Genomic DNA, 25651 nt, shown 5'->3' with positions numbered 1-25651 from the left:
TAGTTTATGCTATAAACCACTAGGAAGCGTGATTGGACTAACCAAAGCTGAGTTCTAATGAACGACAAATACGATTTCTGCCCTGTCGTTTAGCATTAATCATAGCTTCGTCGGCAAAATTGACTAATGCACTAAGTAACTGCAGGGGATCATAGTCGGGTGCGATGTGTTCAAGGGCTAGGGAGGTAACCCCAAAACTCGCAGTGCAGTAGATTTTTCGCCCATCATACTCCAAAGGCGTACTAGCAAATGCTTGCCTTATGCGTTCTGCCAACTGCGCGGCGTGTTCTTGAGTGGCATTAGGAAGCAAAATGGCAAACTCTTCGCCTCCAATTCTGGCCAGTATATCGGTTTTGCGAATAATGTCCTGTGCAAGGTGAGCAACGTGTATCAAAGCCGCATCTCCCGACGCATGCCCCCATAAATCATTGATTTGTTTAAAATGATCAAGATCAAACATGATTACCGCTAAACTTTCCTTTAGTCGATGGGTTTGATGAACCATTTGTATACCCAGATTAAAAAATGCACGACGATTATTGATCTGGGTGAGCATATCGGTATCAGCTTGTTTTTCAGCAAGGGATTTTGCGATTAACAGCTCCATTTCCATGGACTTTCTGTCCGTAATGTCGAAGGCGATTTCAATCCTTACGAGGCGTCCATCTGTCCAACGAATAGCCTGATCGCGACATTGGTACCATCTACCATTAAGGGTATTTTGAAATTCCCAAACATATACCCCATTCGGATTCCCCTCAGTATCAAGCAGTCTATGATTAGTGCAAAAATTGCAGGGTGAGGTTTGACCCGATTGAAGCAACTGATAACATTTTTTGTTTCTTGCGCTGCCCCATTGAGCAAGGCCGTAGTCGTTTAGATACAGTACTTCGTATGTTTTGAGATCGGACACATAAACCAGTGCGTCCAAACAGTTCAGGATAGTATCAATTGCTTCTTTATCGTGGGAAGTGTTTGTTCCCTGGGTTGCTTTCGTCATTGAGAAACCGTTATTCAATAAAACACTAAGTCTATGTATAAACAATTGTGCCAAGTTGTTTCTAAGGAATACTCGTAAAGAATCAGCATGTATAAGATGATTTAACTGTGATTATGGTGATTTATTTCTATCAAGTATAGATAGGGTATTACTTTCTATGTTACTTAATTAAAAGTCTAAATTTTACTTCTTAAAAACTTGATAGCTTTCTGCGCTCTCTGGGTTAGAGGCCATTCGGCGCGGTGAATAAGCCAGAGGGTATCGACGACCTGACTACCACATTCAATCACGCTGATTTCCTCTTGCCGCTCAAAGGCTTTACGGGCGTAGCGTGGCAGTACGGTAAAACCAAGTCCTTTAGCAACTGGTTCGAGTATAAGGCTGATTTGATTCGTAAAACCACGACAAGGTATTTCTTGAATACTGCGGCTTCCTGGATATTTTCGGCTCAATAGCCGAGTTGCCATTGCTTCCCCATCGGGGTGAGAGATAAAGCCAAGTCGTTGTAAATCTTGCCAGTCTTCAATTTGCATTCCTGCAGGTACCACGAGTTCAAGCGGCTCCTCGGTAAAGTGACTACTGCAAATACTGGGATCCGTTGGTTTAAAAGCCACTATGCCAATTTCGTGTTGATTGTTAAGGATGGCATTGAGAATTTCCTTATCCGGCGCAAACCGATGATGAATCGTAAGCTTAGGATAACTAGCTTGTAATTCAAGCAGTAGTGGAAATAGGGTTAAGCCAATGCTGCCAGGGGTAATAAGACTGATATCGCCGGTATGGGGATCATCTTCTGTCAGCTTTTGCTGCAGTCGTTTTTCGGCGCAGGAAATGTCATTAACATAGGCTAAGAGGCTTTGACCTATCGGAGTAATTTCGAGTTGGCGACTGCGGCGGATAAACAGTGGTCCATATTCGGCTTCAAGTCGACTGATGTGTTGACTCACTGCTGCTTGCGTAATGCCGATGGTTTCAGCGGTACGGGTAAAGTTTCCCTTTTCAACCAACACGGCAAAGGTGTGGAGCCACAGTGGATTAACCATAATAAATTTTTATCAAAGCCATAATCTATAGATACTTTTAATTATGACACTTTAGCCTTAGTCTGTCGTCAATGTTGTTCATTACAATCTAGAGATCCCCATGTCACAGTTATTTTCTCCTTTTAGTTTAAAAAGTATCACCTTGAAGAACAGAATCGCCGTGGCGCCTATGTGTCAGTATCAGGCAAAAGATGGCTTAACCAACGAGTGGCACCATGTGCATTATGCGAGCCTTGCCCGTGGCGGTGCTGGCCTTGTCGTGGTTGAAGCTACCGCAGTTTCCCCAGAGGGACGTATTACACCAAGGTGTTTAGGCCTTTGGAATAATGAACAGGCCGCAGGACTTGCCAAGGTTGCAAGTTCAATTAAGGGAGCTGGGGCCGTTGCAGGTATCCAAATTGCCCACGCGGGTCGCAAGGCTAGTGCCCATATTCCGTGGGAAGGGGATGACCATATTAAAGACGGTGAGGAGGCTTGGGATACCATTTCGCCATCCAATGTTCCCTTCGGTGCTAATTTAGGTAAAGTGCCTAAAGCAATGACAAAAGCGGACATCGAGCGGGTTAAGGCAGATTTTGTGGCGGCTGCGAAGCGTGCGTTAGATGCAGGCTTTGAATGGCTAGAACTGCATTTTGCCCACGGTTATTTAGCCCAAAGCTTCTTTTCAACTTATGCCAACCAACGTACCGATGAATACGGTGGTGATGCCGCTGGTCGTGGTCGCTTCTTGCTCGAAACCTTAGCCGCCGTTCGCGAAGTATGGCCAGATCATTTGCCATTAACAGCGCGTTTTGGTGTGATTGAATTCGATGATAAGGATGAGCAAACCCTTAATGAATCTATTCAGTTGGTAAAGCAATTTAAACAACTGGGCTTGGATATGCTAAACGTGAGTATTTGCTTCTCGACCCCTACGGCGAATGTGCCTTGGAGCCCTGCCTTCCTCGCGCCGATTGCTGAGCGCGTGCGCCGTGAGGTCGGCTTACCTGTGGCGACTTCGTGGGGAATGGATAATCCACACCATGCCGAGCAGTCGATTCAAGACGAGCAAATGGATTTGGTGATGATTGGTAAAGCGTTTTTAGCCAATCCAAATTACCCATATCAGATGGCGCAAATCCTTAAGGTATCTCGCCCATCTTGGGTGTTGCCTTCATCCTACGCCCACTGGCTTGAGCGTTACTCGACGGTTTAATCCACTTAGGGTTTCACTTTTCGATAAAAAAGCCCCACAGTGTGGGGCTGTTAATATTTAAGGCAATCCCGCTTACTGTTTAATGGTTGTATAAGCGTCTGCCTTCACGCATCACTTCAATCAGCTCTGGCGCACTCATTTTTTTGCGTAATCGACGCTCAAACTGCTCATCATAAATGCGATACTTACCGTGACGGTCGATGACAGTCACTTCGTGTTGTTGGTAGATGGCAAAGATGCGGCTGTCACCGATATAAATCCACGTTTCTTGATTTGGTTGCAGCAAGCTGCGCCCAGCACTGTAGTCTGAAGTATTGTTGGTGCAACCCAGTACATGGGTCATTAAGGTTGGCACTAAGCCATAGTGGCTGGTGCGATAGTTAACCTTTGCCGCAACTGGATTTGGCCAATGGATAACCATCGGCACTTTGACACTTTCGGGGGATAAATTACGCATGGCTTCATCGGTGTTACTGGTAAAGACTTTTCCGTTAACCCCAGTTATAACGACTAAGGTGTCCTTAGGCAATTGCGTCACTATCGACTCAAGTTGCTTGTCGATGAAATTTAACGACTGGCGATATTGATTGAATAACACCTTTTGCGCTGGTTTTAACGGATTGGTGGGTTTTACCGTTTCAATCCCAAGGAAGCCTACGGGTGTATCGAAGTTTTCTGGCGCTTTAAGATTAACGAGGGCAAACCAAGGTACAGTTTGTTGACCTTGCCATTCAGTAAAGCTTGCGGCCGAATGTAAATCCGCATCGGCGCTACCGTTCGTTTCAACAGCTATTTTGGCGTTAAAGTCGCTGAACATCGCCTGTGCTGAGCGCTGATTCATATTACTTTCACCGATAAACAGACCTAATTGATAACCCGCCTGCTTAAAGGTTTCGGTTAACACGGGGCGAGTGGTGTTAAACACCCTTGCATCGCCATAGCTGCCCTGCAGACCGTACATGAGGGCGAACATGCCAGACTTAAACTGATTTCCACCACTAAAATGCTCGGTGAAATTCTGATTTTGCTGCATAAATTGAGTTAAAAAGGGCATGGTCTTGGCATCGACCATATCGGCCCGCAAGCTGTCGATGGTGAGCAGTAATACATTAGGTTTGCTATCGGCCTGACATTGCAGTGGTTCTGTCGGATAGTTTAATGTCGAATTGAGGCGATTGACCTCTTCTTCTGTCTGAGGCGCACCATCAATCCCGTGACTTTCCATAAAGGAGCGCGCGGTCGCAGGGTATGATAAAGGATAGGTTTCATCGAAACGGGTAATTTCAGTGATGTCAGCGGCATCGGCCCAAATATGCACTAAATGACTGCTGACAAAACAAATCCCGACAACAGCAAGTACCTTGTTGCCTAATTGCAGGCGCTGAATTTTATCGATGCGCTTCCAAAGGAAATTGGCAGCGGTGAGTTCAATGAGCGCGATGGCAATAGGCGTAACAATATAGGAAGTCCCATGGAGCAGGGCACTTAAATCTGCCCAAGCCAAGTCGAAGGCAAAGGGACTTAAGTGCAGGCCGTAGTCGGCGTAAACGATGGTGTCGTAAAGCAAGATACACAGACTGATGGTCGCAATGAAGGCGGCGACGCCCCGTAATATCTTGGAATAGGGTAAAATCAATGTCAGTGGGAACAGGCAGACCAAATAGACGATAAAGGCGAGAAAGCTGAACTGGCCAATGGTACTGACGGCTAAGTAGCCCCAACCAAACCAAGTCTCGGGGTATCCGACGGTACTGAGATAACGGCTACCGACTAACATGGCGAGAAAGCCATTAAAGAAGGCGAACCAATGTCCCCAGTTGACGAGACGAGATACGCGATCGCGACTCATTTGCTTTTTACGCTCGACCATAATGATCCGCTTATTCCTCAAAGACGTTGTATCTTATTATGTTTTAACGATGATAACTCGTCTAACTTAATTGGATTTCACCGATTGTGCGAGCGCTTTAGCAAATTGCTCCGCCACGGCTTGGCGAGATTCACTCGGCACTTTGCGCTCCAGCAAATGGGTAACACAGTTACCTAAGGCCATCAGACTTAAATCAGTGGGGGCTTTGTGCTTTTCGAGTACCGCTAAAATCTCGGTGATCAATGATTCAACTTGCGTATTTGAGTATTTCGATTGGATTGCCATAATCAAAAAATGTTTCACTTTGGAATGGATTAGCGGCATATAATAACGGATTTATTCCAGCATCACTATCAGGGCTTATGAGTATTAACATCGAACAAGCAATTATTCACGAGATTTCCCAGGACAGTCAGGGTCAATTACGTTGCCGATTACGGCCCCAGCCATTGCTGAACAGCCAAGCCGTTGAGATGATGTTGGATGAATTGCATCAAACCTACACCAGTAAATCCGGTAAGGGCTTTGGCTTTTTTGGTGTCCATGGTGACGATGGTGAGGCCAATCCTGCCTTTGCCAATGCCCTGAGTGAATACCGCGCCGGCAACTTGGGCTTTGTGGATTTCTCCGGTCAGGCGAGTAAATTGCTGCAGGAAGAGTTAGCCAAATACGATTTTAGCCAAGGCGGCTTTTTGCTCTTATCTTGCTACACCCATATGGCGAGTGACTTCCTCTTTGTGGCGCTACTGAGTGCAAAATCGTCGATGACGGTACTTGACGATATGGAGCTGTCACAAAACAATCACTTAGATTTGAGCAACATTCAACTTGCGGCTCGAATCGATTTAACCGAGTGGCAAGCCGATAAAGAGTCACGTAAGTATATCTCCTTCATTCGTGGCCGCGCTGGCCGTAAGGTTGCCGACTTTTTCCTCGACTTTATGGGCTGCGTCGAAGGGGTTAACACTAAAGCGCAAAACAAAACCCTGATGAACGCCGTTGAAGACTTTGTCGCCAGCAGTGAACTCACTAAGGAAGAGCGTCAGCAGTGTCGCGATAAGGTATTTGAATATTGCTCAGAGCGTTTCGATGCGGGTGCTGATATTGAGATCAAGGACTTAGCCGATGAACTTGCCGATCAAGGTATGGATTCCTTCTATGACTTTGCCCGTGGCGGCAGTTATGAGCTGGATGATGAATTTCCCGCCGATAAATCGACCCTAAGACAACTGAAGAAATTCTCTGGCACGGGCGGTGGCGTCACCCTAAGTTTCGACGGCGGCCATTTAGGCCAGCGAGTTATTTATGACCCAATTTCGGACACGATTTTGATCAAAGGTGTCCCTGCAAACTTAAAAGATCAGCTGGACCGTCGTCTAAAGGGTGAATAATCCATTCACTGAATTGATAAAGAAAGCCGAGGTTTATCCTCGGCTTTTACTTTCCATCAATTGATAAGGAATCGGAGCAACTTACACGCACTTATCCTTTGGGCTGTTCCTAACTCGCTCCTAAAACTGGCAATTTCATCACTCGGTTTTATGGCCTATGCTGTTGCTTTGGGCAAAAAACACCGCAGGACAATTCATTGCTCGCGGTGCGCGGCATAATTGATTAAAATCCTGAGTCTATATCTGGGTTGTTTGAGTGACCTTATTCAAGTGTGATTGCTCAAATGAGTGTGCTCGGCTATTGCCAAGTGGCACTGTACCCTGTTGTGGTGGACTGTTTTTCCGCCGAGGAGCGTAAATGCAACTGTTTGTTAAAGATTTAACTGTGATTGATTTTTCCTATCTGTGCCCAGTTCGCGGCATGGTAGGGGAAAGTTGGATTGTTGATGTATTGCTTGAGGGCGGGCTGGATCACCAAAACATGGTGCTCGATTTTGCCAAGGTAAAACGTACCATCAAGCACACCATAGATGCGGTGGCCGATCACCGTTTATTAGTGCCAACCGCTTGTAGTAGTGTTCGTTGGCAGCAACAAGGTGACCGAGTCTGGATGGACTTTGATAGTAAAGCCGGTGAAATCCACCTCGCTTGTCCATCACAGGCTTTTGCACTGGTTCCCTCCGAGCAGATTGATATCGAAAGCGTGACCGCCTTCCTGCAAAAAGCCCTGCGCGAAACCCTGCCAGATAATGTTGAGGGGATTACTTTAACCCTGAGACATGAAGTGTTAGAGACACCTTATTACCATTACAGCCATGGTCTGCGTAAACACGACGGTAACTGCCAACGTATCGCCCATGGACATCGCAGCCCTGTCAACGTGTTCGAGAATGGTGCTGCGGCGCCAAAATGGGATGAGTATTGGGCTAAGCGTTGGCACGATATCTATTTAGGCAGCGAAGAGGATTTAGTGTCTGTTAAGAGCCTTAATCTGTCACCGCAAACTAAAATTAGCGATGATAGCCACTATGGTTTTCATTATCAGGCGCCGCAGGGGGATTTTCAGCTTGCTATGCCAAAGAGCAGTTGCGATATCATTCCCCACGATACCACGGTAGAACTGCTCGCCGATTTTATGGCAACAACGTTAGCGACTCAGGTGCCAAGTAGCCACTTTACTGTGATTGCCTATGAGGGTGTCGGTAAGGGTGCCATCGTCTCTAAGGGCGCGTCATCACGCTAGCGCCTAAGTGAGATAAATCATTCAATAAAGCCCACCTTGGTGGGCTTTATTGTTACGATAACTACGAATGTTCGACTTGTTGAGCGTACCTACAGTGTCTAGCCTGTGGTTTCGATGTCGATTTACCTAAGCTTAAAATAAGGATTTGTGAAAATGTTTGCATGGTTAAATAAAGTACCTGTGGTGAGTAGCTCTGCTAACTTCTCTTTAATTTCATTCATTCGATCAAAAAAATTCAACGCAGTTTTGGCATTATTATCCTTGGTGAGCCTGTCTGCTGCCGCGGAGGTGAGCTTCGAAGGGAAATTTGAGCAGGGCGCTCTTATTCGTGGTAAAGCGCCAGCAGGCACAAAAGTCAGTTTAAATGGCGAAGCGCTTAAGATGACAAGCGATGGGCATTTTGTCTTTGGGTTTGATAGGGACGCACAACTCTCACAGCAATTAACCTTGGTTTATCCCGATGGTTTGACTGAGGTTAAACCTTTGTCAGTCGTAAAGCGTGAATACGATATTCAAAGTGTTAAGGGGATCAGCAATAAAATCATGAAGCCCGATCCCGTAGCTCAAGAAAGAGCGGCCAAGGATACGGCTCAAGTGAAAGCGGCGCGTAATACTTTTAGCGAGCAAACCGCATTTTTACAATCCTTTATCTGGCCTTTGACGGGACGTATTTCTGGCGTTTATGGCAGTCAGCGGATTTATAACGATGTGCCGGGTAACCCACATTTTGGTGTCGATGTGGCCGCAAAAACCGGCACTGTGGTGGTCGCGCCCGCCGATGGGATGATTAGCCTGTCTGTACCTGATATGTTTTATTCTGGCGGTACCCTTATTATCGACCATGGCTATGGCGTGAGTTCAAGCTTTTTGCACTTAAGTAAGCTCTATGTAAAGTCTGGGGAAACCGTTAAACAGGGGCAGGCTGTAGCCGAGGTGGGCGCAACCGGTCGTGCCAATGGCCCGCATCTCGACTGGCGTTTAAATTGGTTCCAAATGCGACTCGATGCCAGCACGATAGTGCCGCCAATGGCTGAGGTGTTAGCGGCAGAAAAGGCGCAGAAGCAAAAATAGTTCAATAAGCGCGATGGCCACCAAGGAAGGTTGGCCATCGTGAAGCCAGTGATTGTATTCACTGAACGAGATACCTGCGAAGGTCGTAAATTTAATCCGCTGGTAGGTTAATTACGAGGATTGCAAAATGCCAAGGTTAAAACCGGAGATTTTTTCTAGCGCGATACGGCAGAATATGGCCTCATTCTCAGGGATTGGGGGTTGGCCAGGAGCATAATATTTAGCGTCACGAAGGTGAATAAAATTCCTTTCACCATTATCGAGTGGTTCATTTTTTTGATTTTTTGACAGGTAATCTCGTATCCCTTCATCAATAGAGGAGGTGATGAAATTGTTCTCCATGAATTTATCTTTGCTAATGATAAATCCAGACACTAGAAATCCATCGACAAGAAGCGTGATGCCAGTTTCAATAGGGGCTTCTGATTCTGAGAATTTAACCACAAGTTCCAAAATTAAATCTTTCATGCTGTATCCCTCGGCTTACTTAAGTATCTAACTCAGACGTTTCAGTAAACCTAGCTTGAATTGCCTTAATTCTCAATGATTGAAAACAAATAATTAATACACAACAGTAGGTTAATGGCATCAAAAAGCGAGATAAACTCAGTTCTACATTGTTTCAATGCTGCAACTCGAATTACACGTAGATGCAATCACATTGTTATTTTCGAGTAAATTACCCTTTCCCTTGCTGGCCAATCATTTAATGTGATGTTCGATTGTGAACTGAAAATGGTGTTAGTTTCGCTAAGCTCATGTTTAATCTCGAGCAGGGGTAATTGCAGTGAGGGAAAGTGGCCAACGGCTTCAAACGAATTGAAGCCGTACGTTATTGTCACAGGGCTAAAGCGGCTTAATATTCTGATTCATCCTGAAAAAGTTGTTCGGGTCGTATTTGGTTTTAATTTCCTGAAGTCGCTGATAGGTTGGGCCGTAGGCCGATTCAGTTCGCTCGGTTTCATCTTGAGTTAAAAAGTTCACGTAAGCGCCACCACTTGCAAAGGGCTTGGTATCGTTGAAAAAATTACGCGCCCATTGAATACAGTGATTGTCTTCCTCTGCGCTTTCCCATCGTCCGTGAACATTCAGCACGTATTTGGCATCCCGACAAGAATAGGCCATGGCTTCTGGATCGGGTGTTGCCGTTGCGCAGCCAATCGATGCGATAAAGATTTCACATTGATTGGAGGGCAACGTACTGGCGTACTTGATGACGGCGTCAATGGCACCTTCAGTTAGCACGGTAAAATTATGGGACTTCCAGTAATTTCTGGCTCCCGGAGTGAGCAGTGGATCGAAGGCTTGCTGCCAAAGACTAAATGGTTGTACGCCAACGTGCTCGCCATAGGGCGTGCCAAACTTGCGTAAGGGGGCTATCAATTTTTCACCTTCAGACGGTTCACCAAGATAGCAGAGGGCGAGGGCAACGATTTCTTTCCCATGAACGTCTTCTGGGAGGAAGGGCAATGGCGGCGCTTTGCGAGTGACCATCCAGACACTTAAATCAGCCGGTGCACTGGCTGTAAACGCGGCCAATTGGGTGATGATGGATTTTGCCTGCGTAAATGGAAACACGATGAGTCCGCTAAGCACATCGGGCCCTACGGTATGCAGCTGAAATTCGAATTCGGTGACAATCCCGAAATTGCCTCCGCCGCCTCGTAGCCCCCAAAATAGATCGGCATTTTCGGTATCGCTTGCCTTTAGAACTTGGCCATCGGCGGTCACTACAGTTGCAGAAACAAGGCTATCAATGGTCATTCCGTATTTACGACTTATCCAGCCAAAGCCGCCACCTAAGGTTAACCCTGCAATGCCGGTCGTCGAGTTAATCCCGACGGGAACCGCTAAACCATGTTTTTGTGTTGCGTCATCGACATCGGCCAAGGTACAACCCGGTTCTACCAATGCTATCTTTGTTTCTGGATTTACTTTGATTTGGTGTAAGAGGGAGAGGTCTATCATCATGCCATCATTGCAGACCGCATTTCCCGCAATGTTATGTCCGCCGCCACGTACTGCTACCAATAATTGATTTTCCCGAGCAAAATTAACAGCTTTGACCACATCTTCGCAGGATTTACAACGAGCGATCACTGCAGGCTTACGATCGATCATGGCATTCCAAATTTGTCTTATTTCGTCATAGTTGGGATCTGTGGCTAAAAGGACGTCACCGCCAAAGTGGGTTTTGAAATGTTCTATGCCCTGTTTTTCTATATTAGTCATACGATTCACCTCATCTGGCTGATATGAGTAATCGCGAACATAGAAATGTATTATTTCCAACGACATTCAGAATACTCACTACAAAACAGAGACTTAATAGCTCTGTTTACGATTTCTGTCTGAACTGTGTTTTGCATGTAATATGAAGCATTCTATTAATTTTAGACTTCAACGCCAACCAATGTACAAGCAGGTTTACTTCCCTTAGCTGTTCTTTGTAAGTAAGTGTTATCTTTAGGTCGATTTATTGCTCATGACTTAGGGCTGAATTGCAATTAACAGTATTGCTAACTGTAAATGGTATTAAACTTTACGTTTAAGTTTTTATCTGCAGAGTTAACATTTATCGGAAAAATTTATTAATCTAACTCACAAAACTCTCTATCATTTAAAAACCTCTGGAAAAGCCCATTTATTTAATCCATTATGATTTAGGATGAAGAGTAAGATTCTGTGCGAAGGGTAGATTATCTGAGCGCATTAATTAACAGATGGAGATGTTTTATGAAAAAGATGATCATTAGAGTTTGTTTGCTTGGCTTTGCAACTTCGATTCTTTCTGGCTGCGTAGGCAGTAATGCTGTGACCGGTTATGTTATGCAATTTAACTTACAGGCAGTCGATAACCGTTATGCCCGTGGTGGTCTTAACATTCTAATGGCGCCAGTATATGGGATTTCAATTGCCGCCGATTATATCGTGTTTAACTCACTTGAATTTTGGACGGGTCATAACCCTCTTAATGGCAAGCCCCATATCTTTGATACTCACACTGACACTTATATCGATATTAACGATAAAGTGCATGATTCACTTAAAACGGCTCCAGTTAAGCCACTGACAAACAATCGCATTATCCACAAAGGTCAAATGCAACAAATTGATGAAAATACGGTACGCATGGATATCACTTACAATAACGGTGAAACGGCAATTTTAACCGGTGAGCGTAACGGTAACTTAGTCACCTATTATATCGATGGTAAAGTTGTTTCTCAGACGTCAATAGAAGAGATGCAGGATTTTCTTAAGTCACGCGTTTAAAAATCAGCCTTAATTATGACTGGCTATATGATAAATGGATGCATTATTGCATCCATTTTTATATATTGATTCTGGGAGTTTATTTTTCAGGATGATAATAGGTGTGATGTGCGGTATTTTATCGGTAATCACTCGCTTAATTAGAGAGTGATTTATTTTATGATTGAATATAAGAGCATCATTAAAAAGGAGGATACGCGATATAAGGATGTTGATATATCCAAGTGAGTGCTCACAATAGTTCAATTAGAAATAGCGTTAAATACAAACATTCCGACAATATAGATTTACTTTAACAGCGGATGGTTTTCGGGGAGGTGACGGATAATCCAGAGTGTGAGTTTATGTTTCATATTAGGACCATCTTCTTTGTCCTTGGCGAGGGGTTGAATCAGGTTATCGTTTACCAGTAACCGGTAGATACATTCCACCTTATCTTTAGCCGAAACGCCTTTACCAAATTCATCGAAGCCCCGTTTTTTGGCATAACCCATGCCGATTTCCATCGCCAGTTTAAAGAGTTGAGCTTCATTTTTATGGGGCTTCATCGTGCATCCTTGTATTTTGTATGGTCGGCGTTTACTTGCTTTGGGAGTGTCATGATCTGCAACTGATTCGTGCGTTAGGAATGCAATCACATTAATAACATGAATTCCATCAAGTTTTCATACTAAGTGTGGAGCATTTTAGAAAAACAGCCACATCAAATAGGTCCATTTTTTTAAATTGTGAAGCTGGGCAAACCAAAAGCGTTAGGGCATCGTTTGGCTATTATTGTTCGCTGGCAATCACGTCTTTAATGCCATGGGGATGCACCTTGATGCATACATCCGGCCCCTTAAAGGCAATGGTGGGGTTTGCTAAACGTTCTTTATCGCCCTTGGGTGAGCTTAACTTTACCTTGATATCTGAAAACTCCTCAGGCTTAGCTGTAAGATTGCTAAGTAATGGGAAGAGCGCGGGGCAACGTTGTAGCAGTTCCTCTGTCAGTCGCTCGCAATCCCTAGCAGCACTTGGCAGCACCAGCTCAATATGCTCCCATCCCTCTTGGGGATATACAGTATCACCTGGGTAGGGCAGTTCTACGCACTCGATTGAAAATGCACCTAATTTCAGCGGTGTGTTTAGCTCAATGATAAGAATGCTGCGACCATTGATCTGATTATCAGAGATAATTTTCCCTATTTGGCTAAACTCGGCGCGCAGGGCATCGGCACTTGCGATACTGTTAACCCTTAGCGCGACATGGTCACAAAAAAAGTTAAGATCCTTCAAATGCAGCTTTGTGAGCAGGGATAATATTTTTGCTTCAAATTCTGGCCAATTTCGCTGTAATTCTGACAAGCTCAGCATGGATGGAACTGTTTGAGGGAGTGACATAAAAGCTCCTAAAAAATTTGATAATGAGGTGGGAAGGGGATAAATAAAAACGCCCATTTGACTGGGCGTAAGGAAGATTTTGAGATTAAGGCCAGATCTCAATCGGCGTGCCGGGATCAATTGCTTTCCACAATTCATCCATTTCGGCATTAGTAATCGCAATACAACCATTGGTCCAGTTATATTGCTGCGCCTGTTCAGGTGGCAATGGTGAACGGGGATTTTGGCCATGGATCATGATCATCCCGCCTGGTTTAATGCCCAAGGCTTTTGCACGTAGCTTATCTTCTTCATTTGGGTAGGAGATATGGATTGATTTATAAAAGGCACTGTCGGCTTTTTTGTAGTCGAGGATATAACGCCCTTGGGGCGTGCGTTGATCGCCTTCTTTAATCTTATGGCCTGTTGGTAGATCGCCCATGGCAATGCGGTATTGCTTAAGCACTTTGCCGTCCCTTAACAAGGCCATGTTGGATTCAGACTTAGTGACCACCACTAAATCGACTTTACCAATTCCAGATGAAGCAAGCACTTGTGGGGAGAGCAGTGCTGAGAGCGAAACGGCCATGGCAGTGAAAGTGGAAATGAGAGAAACGCGCATGTCATCCTCGAAAATTACGCAGCTAAATTAGAACATTCAGGTTTTTGGGCATCATACCGTAATTTTAGCCGTCTGTGACTAGAATATTTTGAGCAAGTTATCTGCTCGTGGCAGACTCGAGAAAATGATTATGGGTTAAAAGCAGTTAACCCAATTTACCGCAAGGAAGTTTTACCATGATGTCCGACCATCAACCTGAAAAAAATGACACTGAGAGTGCATTAAAGCGTCAGCTCCGCACCATCATTTTCGGTACCGATACCCCCGCGGGTAAGTACTTCGATATCGCCTTGATGGTCTGCATTGTGATGAGCGTTGCGCTGGTATTTATCGACACCGTGGAAGTGTTCCACCGGGACTATGGCCATATTATCCGTATACTCGAATGGGTGTTTACCATCATCTTTACCATTGAATATGCGGCTAGGATCTACTGCGCCACTCAGCCGTTGCTCTATGCCCGCAGTTTTTACGGCGTGGTAGATTTACTCTCAGTGCTCCCCAGTTATCTGGCGCTGTTCCTACCTGGGGCGAATTTCACGCTCGTTATTAGGATATTAAGGCTATTTCGGATTTTCAGAGTACTTAAATTATTGCGCTATTTAAGCGAAGGTAATTTATTACTGCGAGCCATGTTGCAATCGAGTCGTAAAGTGTTCCTTTTTTTCTTCTCCGTGAGCCTGATTATCATGGTGCTGAGCGCCGTGATGTACGTGGTTGAAGGGCCAGAAAACGGTTTTAGTTCAATTCCTAAATCTGTGTATTGGACAATTGTGACTATTACGACCGTTGGTTATGGTGATATCACCCCAAAAACAGAGCTAGGTCAGGCAATTGCCGCCTTTACTATGTTGCTAGGTTACTCGATTATTGCCATTCCAACGGGGATTTTAAGTGCGGAGATTTCACAGGAAGTGGGGCGTCATCGGGATCTTCGCGAGTGTAATCAATGCCATAAAATGGGGCACGATCTCGAAGCTGCTTTTTGCAGTCGCTGTGGTTGTGAGTTAGACAGACTCGAACCGCCAAAGCCGAAAAGTTGATGAATTGATTTAGCAATGTTTGCTCCCTCACCGTAAAAGGGAGCAAGCTGGTTTTGCCTCTAAATGGCTTTTTTTACTGCATTTTTACTGAATTTTTCATCGTGTGACACGAGGCTTGAGACTAGCTGAAGCTGCATACCTAGCATTGCCATGTGTTTTTGTTCGCGTTGTAAATCCTTCATAAAGAGTATGATTTTTCGTTTTCGACTCGGAAGTACCAGCAGTAAACCGCCTTCAATGACTTGAATCTCCTCTAATACCAACGCCTTGGCGAAACGGCCAAGGTGCATGAGCACCGCCAGACGCAGCAGGCAGGCGAGTCTTATCAGGGTGAGTTTATGGTTAGGGTCAAGTTCGGCGACAAACAACTCGTTAGGTTTTTTGCGATGGTTGGCGATGAGCCGTGCTAAATCCTGTTGTAGGCTTTCATCAAACCCTGGTAAGTCACTGTTGCTAATGATATAGGCGCCATGTTTATGCAACGCCTTGGAGTTTATGTGGAGCCCAATTTCATGCAGCATGGCGGCGTAGGATAACAACCTTGCATGGGGTCTTAGGCCCCAGTCATCGGCCACTTGCTCAAAGAGTGCCATGGCGGTATCGCGCACCTTGGAGGCGTGTGGTATATCCACATGGTATAGCTGAGCGATGCTGTCGACGGTACGGTGGCGAATATCTTGATACTGGCCGATTTTTGCCAGTTCGTAGAGCACGCCTTCACGCAGTGCGCCAGGGCTAAATTCAAGTTGGCTTACAGGTAAACGTCTAAAGAAACTAATTAAAATCGCAAGTCCCGCGGGTACGAGTCGGGTGCGCTTATCATCCACATTGGCAAATTGCACATTGCTTATCGCACCAAATCGAATGAGTTTAAGCTTTAATTGCTTGAGCCTTGCAAGGGTTATGGTTTCATCGCCGTGATCTTCACTGATGGCTTCGCAGATGGCTTTCACTGTGCCTGAGCTGCCAAGGCTTAAGTCCCAGTCGCCAAGAAAATATTCCTTAGATAAAGAAGCGAACTGTTTATCCGCGGCGCTTTGGGCTGCGCGAAAAGCGGAAGCTGAAATTTGACCGCCGATAAAATAGCGTTCGTTAAAACTTACGCAGCCGCAGCGCAGGCTCGATAACTGGGTTGGGGTGTTTTTCTGGCCGAGTACCACCTCGGTTGAGCCGCCACCGATATCGATGACGATATTGCGTTTGCCGAGTACTTGGCTTTGGGCTATCCCATTGTAGATAAGCCGCGCTTCCTCATGGCCCGAAATCACTTCAACGGGGTAGGGCATGATCGCAAGCGCTGCCTCGATAAATTTGTCACGATTTTTGGCTACCCGCAGCGTATGGGTGGCGACAAGGCGAACCTGCGCTTGGTCAAGATTCGAGAACCGTTGGTTAAAATCCCTTAAGCAGTTTAGGCCACGATTGATGGCATCATCACTCAAGATGTTTTGGGCATTTAGCCCGATGGCGAGCTGAACCTGCTGTTTTTCTTTGTGTAAAATCTGCAGGCTGCCATCCTGCTCGCGGGCAATCACCAAGTGAAAACTGTTTGAGCCCATATCGATAGCGACAAAGTGTCGTGATTGTGGATGTGTGGCAACCAATTAGATAATCCTTCGGCAATCGTGATGATAAAGGTCAGTTGATTAGCTGGCCTTGGCCTGTAATGCGTCGTTGATGGCTGGCGAAGATTCTTCAGCCTGTTTTTGCTCTTCAAGCTGTGCGATAAATTCCTGCTGGCAACGTTTTTCGTAATTAATCAGGTATTGATAAATGGCGATTTGCGAGCGCACCTTACGTTTATTTCCACGATTGCGATAGGGGTTTGTTTGCTCCTTATTGATGATGCGCGCCTTGGTATTGTCGTTAAATTGCAAGGATAAAATGTCCATCACCATCTGCTTTAGACGTGGATCATAAATCGGTACACTCACCTCGACACGGTTGTCGATATTGCGGCTCATCCAGTCAGCGGAGCAGACAAAGAGTTTGTTTTCTCCGCCCGCATGGAACAACATCACCCGCGAGTGTTCAAGGAACCTATCGACAATACTGTAAACCTCGATATTTTCACTCACACCCGGAATTTGTGGAATGAGCGAACAGATACCGCGAATAAGCAACTTGATTTTTACCCCCGCAGCCGACGCCTCATATAGCTTTTGAACTAAGGTTTCATCCAGCAGGTTATTAAGTTTTAAGGTAATGGAAGCCTTGATATGGCCCTTTGCATTCACAATCTCATTATCGATTAAATGGCTCAGCTTTTGCCTTGCATCGTAGGGTGAAACAATCAAATGCTGGAAGTTATCCCGGCGGTAGGGGTGTTCAATGAGATCAAACACCTGCTCAACTTCACGGGCAATTTCCTGATTGGCGGTAAATAGCGCCAAATCCGTATACACCCTTGCGGTACTTTCGTTAAAGTTACCCGAACCTACATGGCAATAGAGGCGCATTTCGCCTTGCTCTTCACGGCCAATCAGACACAGTTTAGAGTGCACCTTAAGGCTTGGAATACCGTGGTGCACCTTCACCCCCGCTTCGGCTAATATTCGCGTCCACTCGATATTGGATTGTTCATCGAAACGTGCCCGCAGCTCAATCACCGCAGTGACCTGTTTGCCGTTTTTCACCGCATCAATCAGGGATTGCATTACATGGGATTTTTTCGCCACCCGATAAAGGTTAATCCGTATAAAGCGCACCGCCGGATCGTAGGCTGCCTGACGTACCATTTCAGTAAAGTGGGCAAATTTGTGATAGGGATAATTGAGCATAATATCGCCCATTTTTATCGCATCGAAACTGTTGGCGCTGCGGGCAAAACCAGTGCTGTTCAGTGCATGCAGTTTTTCGTTCTCAAGATAATCCCTCCCAGGATTAGGAAAGCCAATAAAGTCCTTAAAACTGTGGTAACGGCCGCCTGGAATTAAACACTCGGTCGAGCTGATGTTAAGATTGCCTTTAAGCATTTCTAACATATGTTCGGGCATTTCCTTGTCATACACTAAACGCACAGGCTCGGCGGTGAGGCGTTTTTTTAACCCTTTGGTCATTTTCTCGAGCTGGGTTTGTTCGAGTTCGTCGGTGATATCAAAATCGGCGTCGCGGGTCAGCTTCATCGAAAATACTTCAATGGATTCGAATTCAAAGAAGGGGCCAAACAGCTCGTCCACACAGTGGCGGATAATGTTATCTAAAAGAATTAAATACTTCTTCGCTTTAGATTTTTCGGCGGGCAATTCCACAAACCGCGGCACGTTTTTAGTCGGCACTTCAACCAACGCATATTGGCGGCGGGTTTTAGAATATAAGCACACACATAAATAGGTGGCCTCGTCATTAATGTGTTTGAGCAGATCGCGGTTGTTATTGACGATAAGCGGGTTGATATGGCGCTTTAGGTGATCGCGAAAATGCTTTTTAAGCCAGTTACTGTGGAACTCATTTAACTGTTTCTCGTTGATTAACAGAATATTGCGCCTTACCAGTTCGCGCATCAGATCTGAATAGATGTTGTCGAAGCGCTCCTGCAGCGTCATTACCTTAGACTGAATTTTTGCCATTAGATGGCGGCTGTTGCTGCGACCTTCCTGCAACGATGAGAGTAAAATGGCGCGGCGTACGGCGGCTACCCGCACACGGAAAAACTCATCCATATTATTTGAAAAAATGCCGAGGAAACGGACTCGTTCTACCAGCGGAACATTGGGATCGCAGGCTTCCTGCAGCACGCGCTCGTTAAAGGATAACCAAGACAGTTCTTTATCGATAGAAAGTTTTTCGGTGTTAGGGGACACTGCACAGCTCCTTTTAGCAAGCGTCATGGCAAATATACAATAGCATTCATTGCAACCTTGGCAATGGCATTTAATTCCAGCAGATTTAATGGCTCATCAACTTAGGTGTACCGTATAAAGTACATAAACATTAACAGCTTATCGAGGTCTGAAGATAAGGGCTAGCTATTTCAGAAATATGACATGTATGACACTGATGTGACTGAATTATTTAAGCCTGCTTACGCGCTAAATGACTTAGTGGTTTGACACGCGATGCCTCAATTATCTGTACCCATTCCCTTAGGTAATCATTGGGTCTTAGCATTAGCCGCTTTGGGAATAGGGTGTTTTGTGATAGTTTGGACGGCTTTTTGATTGTTGGAGTAAAGCGATGTTTGTCGGATTTGATTATGGCAGTGCTAACTGCGCCGTTGGGGTGATGCTGGGTGATGATGTAAAACTCGTGCCGCTTTCTGCCAATTCCGCTTATTTGCCATCGACACTTTACGCCATGGACCGAGAATTGATCGCGGAGGCGGTGTACCGTGCTCTGCCCGATGCTCAAAAGGCCGATTACGCCAAAAAACGCGCGGCGCAACTGAGCCGTGCCCGCATGGTTCGTCATGAACTCGATCTTGATACCGATACCCCCGCCGTGTTTGTGGGGGAAAAGGCCGTTGAAGCTTACCTTGAAATGCCCGAAGAAGGTTTTTATGTCCGATCGCCCAAATCTTTCTTAGGGGCGACGGGGCTTCGCCCTGAACAAGTCGCACTCTTTGAAGATATCGTCACTCTGATGATGCAGCACATTAAAGAACGTGCCGAGGCGGTGCTTAATCAGGATAGCCATTTTCAGGATAGCCAAGCTCAAGCTAGAGCAACCATTACCCACGCCGTTATCGGTCGTCCGGTGAATTTTCAAGGCATTGGCGGTGAAGAGAGTAATCGTCAGGCCGAAGCCATTTTAAGCCTTGCCGCAAAGCGCGCAGGTTTCGTCGATGTGGATTTTCTGTTTGAGCCACTTGCGGCAGGGATGGACTACGAGGCGAGCTTAACGGAAAACCAAACCGTGCTCGTGGTCGATGTGGGAGGCGGCACCACCGACTGCTCGGTCGTCAAAATGGGGCCAAATCATAGGGCTGAGTTCAATAGGAGCGCCGATTGTTTGGGTCATAGCGGGCAGCGTATTGGCGGGAACGACTTAGATATCGCGCTGGCCATGAATGCCTTTATGCCACATTTTGGTTTAGGTTCGTTGATGAATACAGGCAAACCTATGCCAAGTAATCCCTTTTGGAACGCGGTGGCCGTGAACGATATCAGCGCCCAGCGGGAGTTTGCGACCTTAAGCACCCGTAAATTAATTGACGATCTGATTAAGGATGCCGAGCAACCGGCTTTACTGGGTCGACTGTTAAAAGTGCATAAGCAGCAGCTTAGCTATCAAATTGTGCGCCTCGCCGAGCGTGCTAAAATTGCGCTTTCCGATAGCCAGCACACGGCAATGGCTCTTGATTTTATCGAAAAAACCTTAAACGCTGAGGTGAGCCGAGAGATCTTTGAAAATGCCATAGAGCCATCGCTTGTTAAGGTTGAAGCCCTTATGCATCAAGCCTTAACACAGGCCGCCAAGAGTCTTGCGTCTAATGGCCTCGCGCCTGAGGAATTAAGCCTTGAAGTAGATGCAATCGAGTGCAAGCCTGATGTGATTTACGTGACCGGCGGCACCGCAAGAAGCCCAGCCATTTACGCTAAAATCACGAGCCTCTACCCTGAAACGCCAGTGGTCGTCGGGGATCATTTCGGCTCGGTGACCGCGGGCTTGACCCGCTGGGCGCAAAAACGCTTCGCACAGTAGGGCTGTTTAAGCCGTGTTAGCGACTCAACCTGTGCTTTATGAGGTAAAACTGGGCGTCGACGCGAAGTACTCAAGTAAACGGCAGCAATTAACCTTGCACTAGGCTTGGCTGAACATCAGGACATTTAATTAAGGATAAAAGCATGAAACTAGTTAACACGTTAGTACTGGCATCAAGTGTATGGATGTTAAGTGGCTGCGGTGATGATGTCGGCAAAGTTAGCCTTGGGCTTTTTACCACTAAGGATGTGATCATCGATGCCAAGCAGGACCCTAAAATCCCTGGCGTGACCTGCCACATTAGCCGTATCGAAGCTAATTTGGATTTTGCCGATCCCTCGGATATGAGCATCAGCTGCCGTCAAACTGGGCTCATCACGGCAGCGGATATCGCCAAAATTGATAAGAGTAAAAATGGTGAAATTGTGTTTACCGAGTCTTTAAGTATTTTATTTAAGTCCTTAAAAGTGCGCCGTATCTTCGATGCTCAAAATCAAACGCTATTGTATTTATCCTATTCCACCAAGGAAACCAATGGCAGCCATAAGCATGCGCTGTCAACTGTGCCGTTATATGGTTCCGAAGCATGGGTGAGTCCTGCCTTAACAAATACACCAACCACTTCAGCGATGAATAACCCATAGTGAAATGCTTTTAATCGGTTAGTGGCAAAAGTGTCTAGTGATCAAGCGGCTAACCGAATTGCGCCCCAAAACTTGCTCGCACTCGTTTATTCATTCGGGACTTTACGAACGAGGCATCCTACAAAATCTCATCTATTAGCCGTCCACTTTTAGTGCTTCTCTATAACAGCTGAAAACTGTATGGATATACAGTCATATCTTAAATACGCTTATTTTGAGTGTTTTAAAGCAATATTCGTGCGCGTTTTCTCAATGGAAATAATTTAAAGTCATTTAAAATCAGCAGGATATTATCTAAAAAGGTTAGATAATAGGTTTGGAAAACGCGCATGCGCGTTTTTCCGGATGGTATATTTGATAAAAAGCTGATAACTTTCGCATAAACAAGTAGTTAACTGTGCGCGTTTTTACTGGTCTAACCTGATAAATGCGCATGCGCACGAATAAAATGTTGTTTGCACGGGGAGACAGCGCGATACCTTAGAGTGTAGCTGTAAATTCTAAAAGCGCTGTATATTAATACAGTATAAGAATTTTTGTGTTTATGTGAAAAGGGTATTGGAAGGAGCATTGACAGCGCACTACTCTTTATCAACCTAGAGAATAAGTAGCGGCCGCTGAACAAGTCGTGATTTGTTCCAGTGGACAGCTACTTATTCTCTAGGCAGAGCGGTGAGTTGTCATACAGTTTCTCCCTACGCGCTATCTCCCGGAAATTGCCACATTACATGCCTGAGTCAGTAGGCATTGGTTCAGTGTTGGCAATCAAACAACAATACACAGAAAGAGACCGCGTAAAAAAGCACGCGGCTCTTTTGTTAAGCGTTATATTTCATTCTCGACTACAGGTGATTTCCATGGATGACGATTTAGATTTCGACTTCGAAGAGTTTGAACGTGAGTGTGAGTTACACGAAAAAGAAATGGACATTCTAAATGCTGAAATCGACAATGCCTTCGAATGGATAGATCTTTTATTTGAACTTAAATCTTCAGTTGAAAGGTTCAATGAAAATATGAATTCATTAAATGAAGCAATTGAAAGTCAAAAAAATGAATCTGACCTTAACTCTTTTTTATATGGAACTTTGCTTGTAGGTATAATTTCTGTCTATGAAGGTTTCATTCATGAATTATTTAGTGCTTGTTGCAACAAAACAGACTATATAAAACTTGCATTATCAAACATTAAAAAACTTAATGATAAAGATGCCAATTACTTAAAGATAAGCTCCCAAAAAACACTATCAGAAGATGAGCTAAAACAAAAATTGCTCAGAGCAACACTTCATGACCCCATTCAAATCTCTAGGCTTTCGGATGCATTGTTTGGATTGAAGATGCCAACGATTAAAAATGACTTCTCTAAAAAATTATTAGATCTCAGAAATGCCTTTACTCATAACAATGGTTATTTAGGTGGTCAGTATGTTAAACCAAGCCATCAGGATGTAAAAACAGTTCATTACCTTTTCGTTGCTTTAATTAACGGTTACGTTAATAGTATTACCAAAAGTTCTGAGGTGGATTTAGAGTTAATGAAATAGGTGCTATTGAAATATAACAAGTCAATTCAGCAGGACAAAAAAACAGTTGGTTTTTCTCCTGCGTCGCCAATATTAACCAACTGTTTTTTGCCTCTGATTGAGGCGTTATGTGTACAGTTAAAATTTAGTATCTGCTCTAACAAAAATTTCATTAGGATAAATAGTTAATGGATCCATATTTATTAGCTGGTGTAATGATCAATCTATTTATGATTTGCATTGGAGGTTACATGGTTATTCGTGGAAAAGCTTTAAAAGCGAACCTTGTTAATCAAGGCACGGCAATCTCCCCAAATGCTTTGATAATAATTGGTGTATTACTTATTAGCATAAACGCTCTTAAAATTGTTGGTATTGGCTAATAAGTACACCTAACAAGTGCCTAAACAAAGGACGCAAAACAGCAGGCTTGCGTTCCTTCGTCGCTAATTTTAGCCAAGCATTTTACGCCTGTTAAGCGGGCGTTGGTATGACTATGCGTAGTGGAGAATCATGTCAAGACAGATAGCTAAAGTCGGCGATATTTTTTGGGTGCCAATTGAAGATGATTCTTCGGTCCTCGGACAGATTGTTGAAATACAAAAAGAAGTTTTGAATTCGATAACATGCGCATTCTTTACCGTGCGAAATACAGATGAAAACTGTGATATCGAACATCTATTCAGTCCTATTTCGGTTCAGTTTGTGACCAAAGATCTTTTTAATAATGGGACATGGAGTCGTATCGCAAATACCCCAGTACAAATATCAAATTGCAAACTTCCATATCGAGAAGCAGAGACAGATGGGTGGATTGGAGCTACGGTTATTGGTTCGGGTAACATCCAAATGTTTTTATCGGCTTTCTTTGGTTTGCGTGCATGGGATGAAATGCATGACCCAAATTATTATCAAAAGCTGTTATTACCTGGGGTGCAGCGGCATGGCTACGCATAACAATACGCAGCACTCGCTCCCGCTGGTCGCTGGGACGCCAACCCGCTGCGCGGCCTGTCGCCCGTGTGTTTTGCGTTAGGTTTACTATGGATAGGTTCATCTTCATCACATTACTATTTGTTGCAATATCTGGTTGCTCATCAAAAGGAGGTTTTGTTAAATATGCCAATCCTGATGAACAATTTATTGATATTCATGGAAATATTGAAAAGCCTTTAACATATGAAATCAAGGTTGAGTACAGAACACACTCACACCTAAGCCAATGTACTAATTATCATATAGCGCTCGGTAGAGATGTACCCCAACAATTTGAAATCAATTATCGACCTGAAATAATTGGTGAATTACATTCAATAAGAGTTCCATTGCAAGAGTTAGATCCTACTACTATTTGTAAATGGAAACCCGTAATGGCCTTTGTTTGCATTGGTTCAGAAACTAAAGAACCAACAAGTTGTACTAGTGTATTTTCATTTAGAGGGGTTCACGATATTGATCCGATTACCACTCTGGAGTGCTCGGAAAATAGCTTTTGTTTTGACAGTAAAAGTAATATTAAGTCAGGTGCTATTAATGAGTTTAACAAAAAGTATCAACTGAATTTGGTGATAAAGTAAACCTAACAAGCGCATTAAGTATGGGACTGCTAACAGTTTGCTCGGTTCCGCTCCGCTTCACATTTTAGCAAACTATTATCAGCCCCTTATGCGGGCGTTAGGCTAATAATGAATCTAGAAGATATCACTATTGATCAAGATGGGATTGACTGGCAGAACTGCCTCCAGTACTGGGCGTGGATTCTGAAAAGGAATCCAGAATTTAATATTCTTTTAGTTACAAAATTTGGTGAAATATTTGTCATTCTTGATAATGGTGAAGTTTGGTTTCTTAGTACTTCAAATGCCAGCTATGAAAAAGTAGCAGATACTAAAGAAATATTTATCAGTCAATTAGAAGACGAAGAGTTTATTGACTATTATTTTTTATCAAAAGTTCTGACCATGTTGCAAAAAACCGACTTAAGATTAGAGAAGGGGGAATGCTTTGGCTTTCATATCCCATGCGTCTTTAAGGAGTGCTCATTTGATACAGATAATTTTAAAAAAATAGAAGTTGAGAAATATTTAATTGGGTTAGGCGATTTATTGGGAAAATTTCAAAATACACCTAGCGGCGAAAAAGTGAGTTTTAAAGCAATTGAATAGCCTAACAATAAAATCAACTAGGACAATTTTAAGCGCTGGCAGCGCTCAAAATTGCCTGTTATTTAGGCGTTAAATGCCATGGATACATTAGAGAAACTTGCAGAAAAAAATAAAGCTCAAGAAAAGCACAGACGTAATGAGCACTTTCTTACAACCGTCATGTTGCTGGTTTTATTTCCATTTTTCTTTGGTATTGCCATAGATGTCGGCATAATTGCGTCATCTGTAAATTTCAACCTTTGGCTGTATGGCTTAGGTGCGCTTTGTTTTGGTTTACCATTAGCAGCAATGGGCGATTTAATGCTTTTTTCACGTTGGTTAAAGTTATTGGGTTTAATTGCTGCCCAAGGTTGGTTTGTTTACTTTTGGGCTTTTCAAATGCAATCTTGGTTAGCATTCGTTCCTCTAGCACCAGTATTTATTTGGTTGCAAATACAAATGCCAAGGATCAAACAACAAGCTAAGCGTGAGCAAAATGGCATTTAACAAGTTAAATCATCGGAAAACCACTCGCTTCGCTCGCGTTTTCCGCTGTTTAAAGCGTTATATGGCTAAGGAAA

General features: G+C 44.4%; 25 protein-coding genes. 14 read left to right on the top strand and 11 right to left on the bottom strand.

What is annotated here, in order from left to right; translation table 11 throughout:
• Window positions 1-37: 37 nt before the first annotated feature.
• Together K0H61_RS10240 and K0H61_RS10235 are read right to left on the bottom strand one after the other, a co-directional pair.
• Window positions 38-1054 carry a GGDEF domain-containing protein gene (locus K0H61_RS10240; RefSeq protein WP_258405939.1) on the bottom strand — a complete coding sequence of 339 codons (1017 nt, stop codon included), beginning with the start codon at window positions 1052-1054 and terminating at the stop codon, window positions 38-40.
• Between the two features lie 122 nt (window positions 1055-1176).
• A complete protein-coding gene (locus K0H61_RS10235; RefSeq protein WP_220049090.1) occupies window positions 1177-2043 on the bottom strand; it encodes a LysR family transcriptional regulator in 867 nt (288 codons plus the stop codon).
• Window positions 2044-2143: 100 nt separating this feature from the next.
• Between K0H61_RS10235 and K0H61_RS10230 the strand changes: the two genes are divergently transcribed.
• Window positions 2144-3238, top strand: a complete 1095-nt coding sequence (locus K0H61_RS10230; protein ID WP_220049089.1) for an NADH:flavin oxidoreductase/NADH oxidase — start codon at window positions 2144-2146, stop codon at window positions 3236-3238.
• Window positions 3239-3317: 79 nt separating this feature from the next.
• Here the strand turns inward: K0H61_RS10230 and K0H61_RS10225 are convergent, their stop codons facing one another.
• A complete protein-coding gene (locus K0H61_RS10225) occupies window positions 3318-5108 on the bottom strand; it encodes a DUF3413 domain-containing protein (RefSeq protein ID WP_220049087.1) in 1791 nt (596 codons plus the stop codon).
• Between the two features lie 66 nt (window positions 5109-5174).
• On the bottom strand, window positions 5175-5393 hold the full coding sequence (locus tag K0H61_RS10220; RefSeq protein ID WP_220049085.1) for a YejL family protein: 219 nt from the start codon (window positions 5391-5393) through the stop codon (window positions 5175-5177).
• A 77-nt stretch (window positions 5394-5470) separates the two neighbouring features.
• Here K0H61_RS10220 and yejK point away from each other — a divergent pair, with 77 nt between their 5' ends.
• The 3 genes from yejK (at window position 5471) to K0H61_RS10205 (ending at window position 8813) form a co-directional block, all read left to right on the top strand.
• A complete protein-coding gene (gene yejK / locus K0H61_RS10215; protein ID WP_220049084.1) occupies window positions 5471-6499 on the top strand; it encodes a nucleoid-associated protein YejK in 1029 nt (342 codons plus the stop codon).
• 358 nt (window positions 6500-6857) lie between these two features.
• The gene (locus K0H61_RS10210; RefSeq protein ID WP_220049083.1) at window positions 6858-7742 is read left to right on the top strand and encodes a 6-carboxytetrahydropterin synthase; all 885 of its coding nucleotides are present in this window, start codon (window positions 6858-6860) and stop codon (window positions 7740-7742) included.
• A gap of 153 nt (window positions 7743-7895) precedes the next feature.
• Entirely contained in the window at window positions 7896-8813 is a 918-nt protein-coding gene (locus tag K0H61_RS10205; protein WP_220049082.1) for a M23 family metallopeptidase, read from the top strand.
• A 111-nt stretch (window positions 8814-8924) separates the two neighbouring features.
• On the opposite strand, the gene K0H61_RS10200 is transcribed toward K0H61_RS10205, so the two are convergent.
• Complete coding sequence (locus tag K0H61_RS10200) at window positions 8925-9281, bottom strand: GvpU-like protein (RefSeq protein ID WP_220049081.1); 357 nt, start codon at window positions 9279-9281, stop codon at window positions 8925-8927.
• A gap of 378 nt (window positions 9282-9659) precedes the next feature.
• The gene (locus K0H61_RS10195) at window positions 9660-11045 is read right to left on the bottom strand and encodes an FAD-binding oxidoreductase (protein WP_220049080.1); all 1386 of its coding nucleotides are present in this window, start codon (window positions 11043-11045) and stop codon (window positions 9660-9662) included.
• Window positions 11046-11549: 504 nt separating this feature from the next.
• Between K0H61_RS10195 and K0H61_RS10190 the strand changes: the two genes are divergently transcribed.
• Entirely contained in the window at window positions 11550-12089 is a 540-nt protein-coding gene (locus tag K0H61_RS10190) for a DUF3332 domain-containing protein (protein ID WP_220049079.1), read from the top strand.
• 287 nt (window positions 12090-12376) lie between these two features.
• Here K0H61_RS10190 and K0H61_RS10185 read toward each other — a convergent pair whose 3' ends face one another.
• From K0H61_RS10185 to K0H61_RS10175, 3 genes are all read right to left on the bottom strand, one after another.
• Entirely contained in the window at window positions 12377-12637 is a 261-nt protein-coding gene (locus tag K0H61_RS10185) for a DUF5062 family protein (RefSeq protein ID WP_220049078.1), read from the bottom strand.
• 223 nt (window positions 12638-12860) lie between these two features.
• The gene (locus K0H61_RS10180) at window positions 12861-13469 is read right to left on the bottom strand and encodes a VOC family protein (RefSeq protein WP_220049077.1); all 609 of its coding nucleotides are present in this window, start codon (window positions 13467-13469) and stop codon (window positions 12861-12863) included.
• 85 nt (window positions 13470-13554) lie between these two features.
• Window positions 13555-14070 carry a L,D-transpeptidase family protein gene (locus K0H61_RS10175; protein WP_220049076.1) on the bottom strand — a complete coding sequence of 172 codons (516 nt, stop codon included), beginning with the start codon at window positions 14068-14070 and terminating at the stop codon, window positions 13555-13557.
• Between the two features lie 179 nt (window positions 14071-14249).
• Here K0H61_RS10175 and K0H61_RS10170 point away from each other — a divergent pair, with 179 nt between their 5' ends.
• Window positions 14250-15113 (top strand): ion transporter, encoded by an 864-nt coding sequence (locus K0H61_RS10170; RefSeq protein WP_220052624.1) that lies wholly within the window; start codon window positions 14250-14252, stop codon window positions 15111-15113.
• A 59-nt stretch (window positions 15114-15172) separates the two neighbouring features.
• Here K0H61_RS10170 and K0H61_RS10165 read toward each other — a convergent pair whose 3' ends face one another.
• Both K0H61_RS10165 and ppk1 read right to left on the bottom strand, forming a co-directional pair.
• Window positions 15173-16717, bottom strand: a complete 1545-nt coding sequence (locus K0H61_RS10165) for a Ppx/GppA phosphatase family protein (protein ID WP_258405938.1) — start codon at window positions 16715-16717, stop codon at window positions 15173-15175.
• 42 nt (window positions 16718-16759) lie between these two features.
• Window positions 16760-18916: a polyphosphate kinase 1 gene (gene ppk1, locus K0H61_RS10160; protein WP_220049075.1), complete on the bottom strand. Its 2157-nt coding sequence runs from the start codon at window positions 18914-18916 to the stop codon at window positions 16760-16762.
• 373 nt (window positions 18917-19289) lie between these two features.
• Between ppk1 and yegD the strand changes: the two genes are divergently transcribed.
• The 8 genes from yegD to K0H61_RS10120 all read left to right on the top strand — a co-directional run bounded on the left by yegD (window position 19290) and on the right by K0H61_RS10120 (window position 25577).
• Window positions 19290-20756 (top strand): molecular chaperone, encoded by a 1467-nt coding sequence (yegD, locus tag K0H61_RS10155; protein WP_220049074.1) that lies wholly within the window; start codon window positions 19290-19292, stop codon window positions 20754-20756.
• 143 nt (window positions 20757-20899) lie between these two features.
• A complete protein-coding gene (locus tag K0H61_RS10150) occupies window positions 20900-21400 on the top strand; it encodes a CreA family protein (RefSeq protein ID WP_220049073.1) in 501 nt (166 codons plus the stop codon).
• An 857-nt stretch (window positions 21401-22257) separates the two neighbouring features.
• On the top strand, window positions 22258-22947 hold the full coding sequence (locus tag K0H61_RS10145) for a hypothetical protein (RefSeq protein WP_220049071.1): 690 nt from the start codon (window positions 22258-22260) through the stop codon (window positions 22945-22947).
• 167 nt (window positions 22948-23114) lie between these two features.
• The gene (locus K0H61_RS10140) at window positions 23115-23309 is read left to right on the top strand and encodes a hypothetical protein (RefSeq protein ID WP_220049070.1); all 195 of its coding nucleotides are present in this window, start codon (window positions 23115-23117) and stop codon (window positions 23307-23309) included.
• A gap of 130 nt (window positions 23310-23439) precedes the next feature.
• Window positions 23440-23883 (top strand): Imm26 family immunity protein, encoded by a 444-nt coding sequence (locus K0H61_RS10135; protein ID WP_220049069.1) that lies wholly within the window; start codon window positions 23440-23442, stop codon window positions 23881-23883.
• Between the two features lie 86 nt (window positions 23884-23969).
• A complete protein-coding gene (locus K0H61_RS10130) occupies window positions 23970-24503 on the top strand; it encodes a hypothetical protein (protein WP_220049068.1) in 534 nt (177 codons plus the stop codon).
• Window positions 24504-24611: 108 nt separating this feature from the next.
• Entirely contained in the window at window positions 24612-25091 is a 480-nt protein-coding gene (locus tag K0H61_RS10125; RefSeq protein ID WP_220049067.1) for a DUF1851 domain-containing protein, read from the top strand.
• Window positions 25092-25169: 78 nt separating this feature from the next.
• Complete coding sequence (locus K0H61_RS10120) at window positions 25170-25577, top strand: DUF4386 domain-containing protein (RefSeq protein ID WP_220049066.1); 408 nt, start codon at window positions 25170-25172, stop codon at window positions 25575-25577.
• The last annotated feature ends 74 nt before the right edge of the window (window positions 25578-25651 follow it).

This window comes from Shewanella acanthi, from assembly GCF_019457475.1.
GTDB classification, from domain to species: domain Bacteria; phylum Pseudomonadota; class Gammaproteobacteria; order Enterobacterales; family Shewanellaceae; genus Shewanella; species Shewanella acanthi.
Note: the sequence above shows the minus strand (reverse complement) of the source record. Positions and strands in the feature narration are given on the sequence as shown.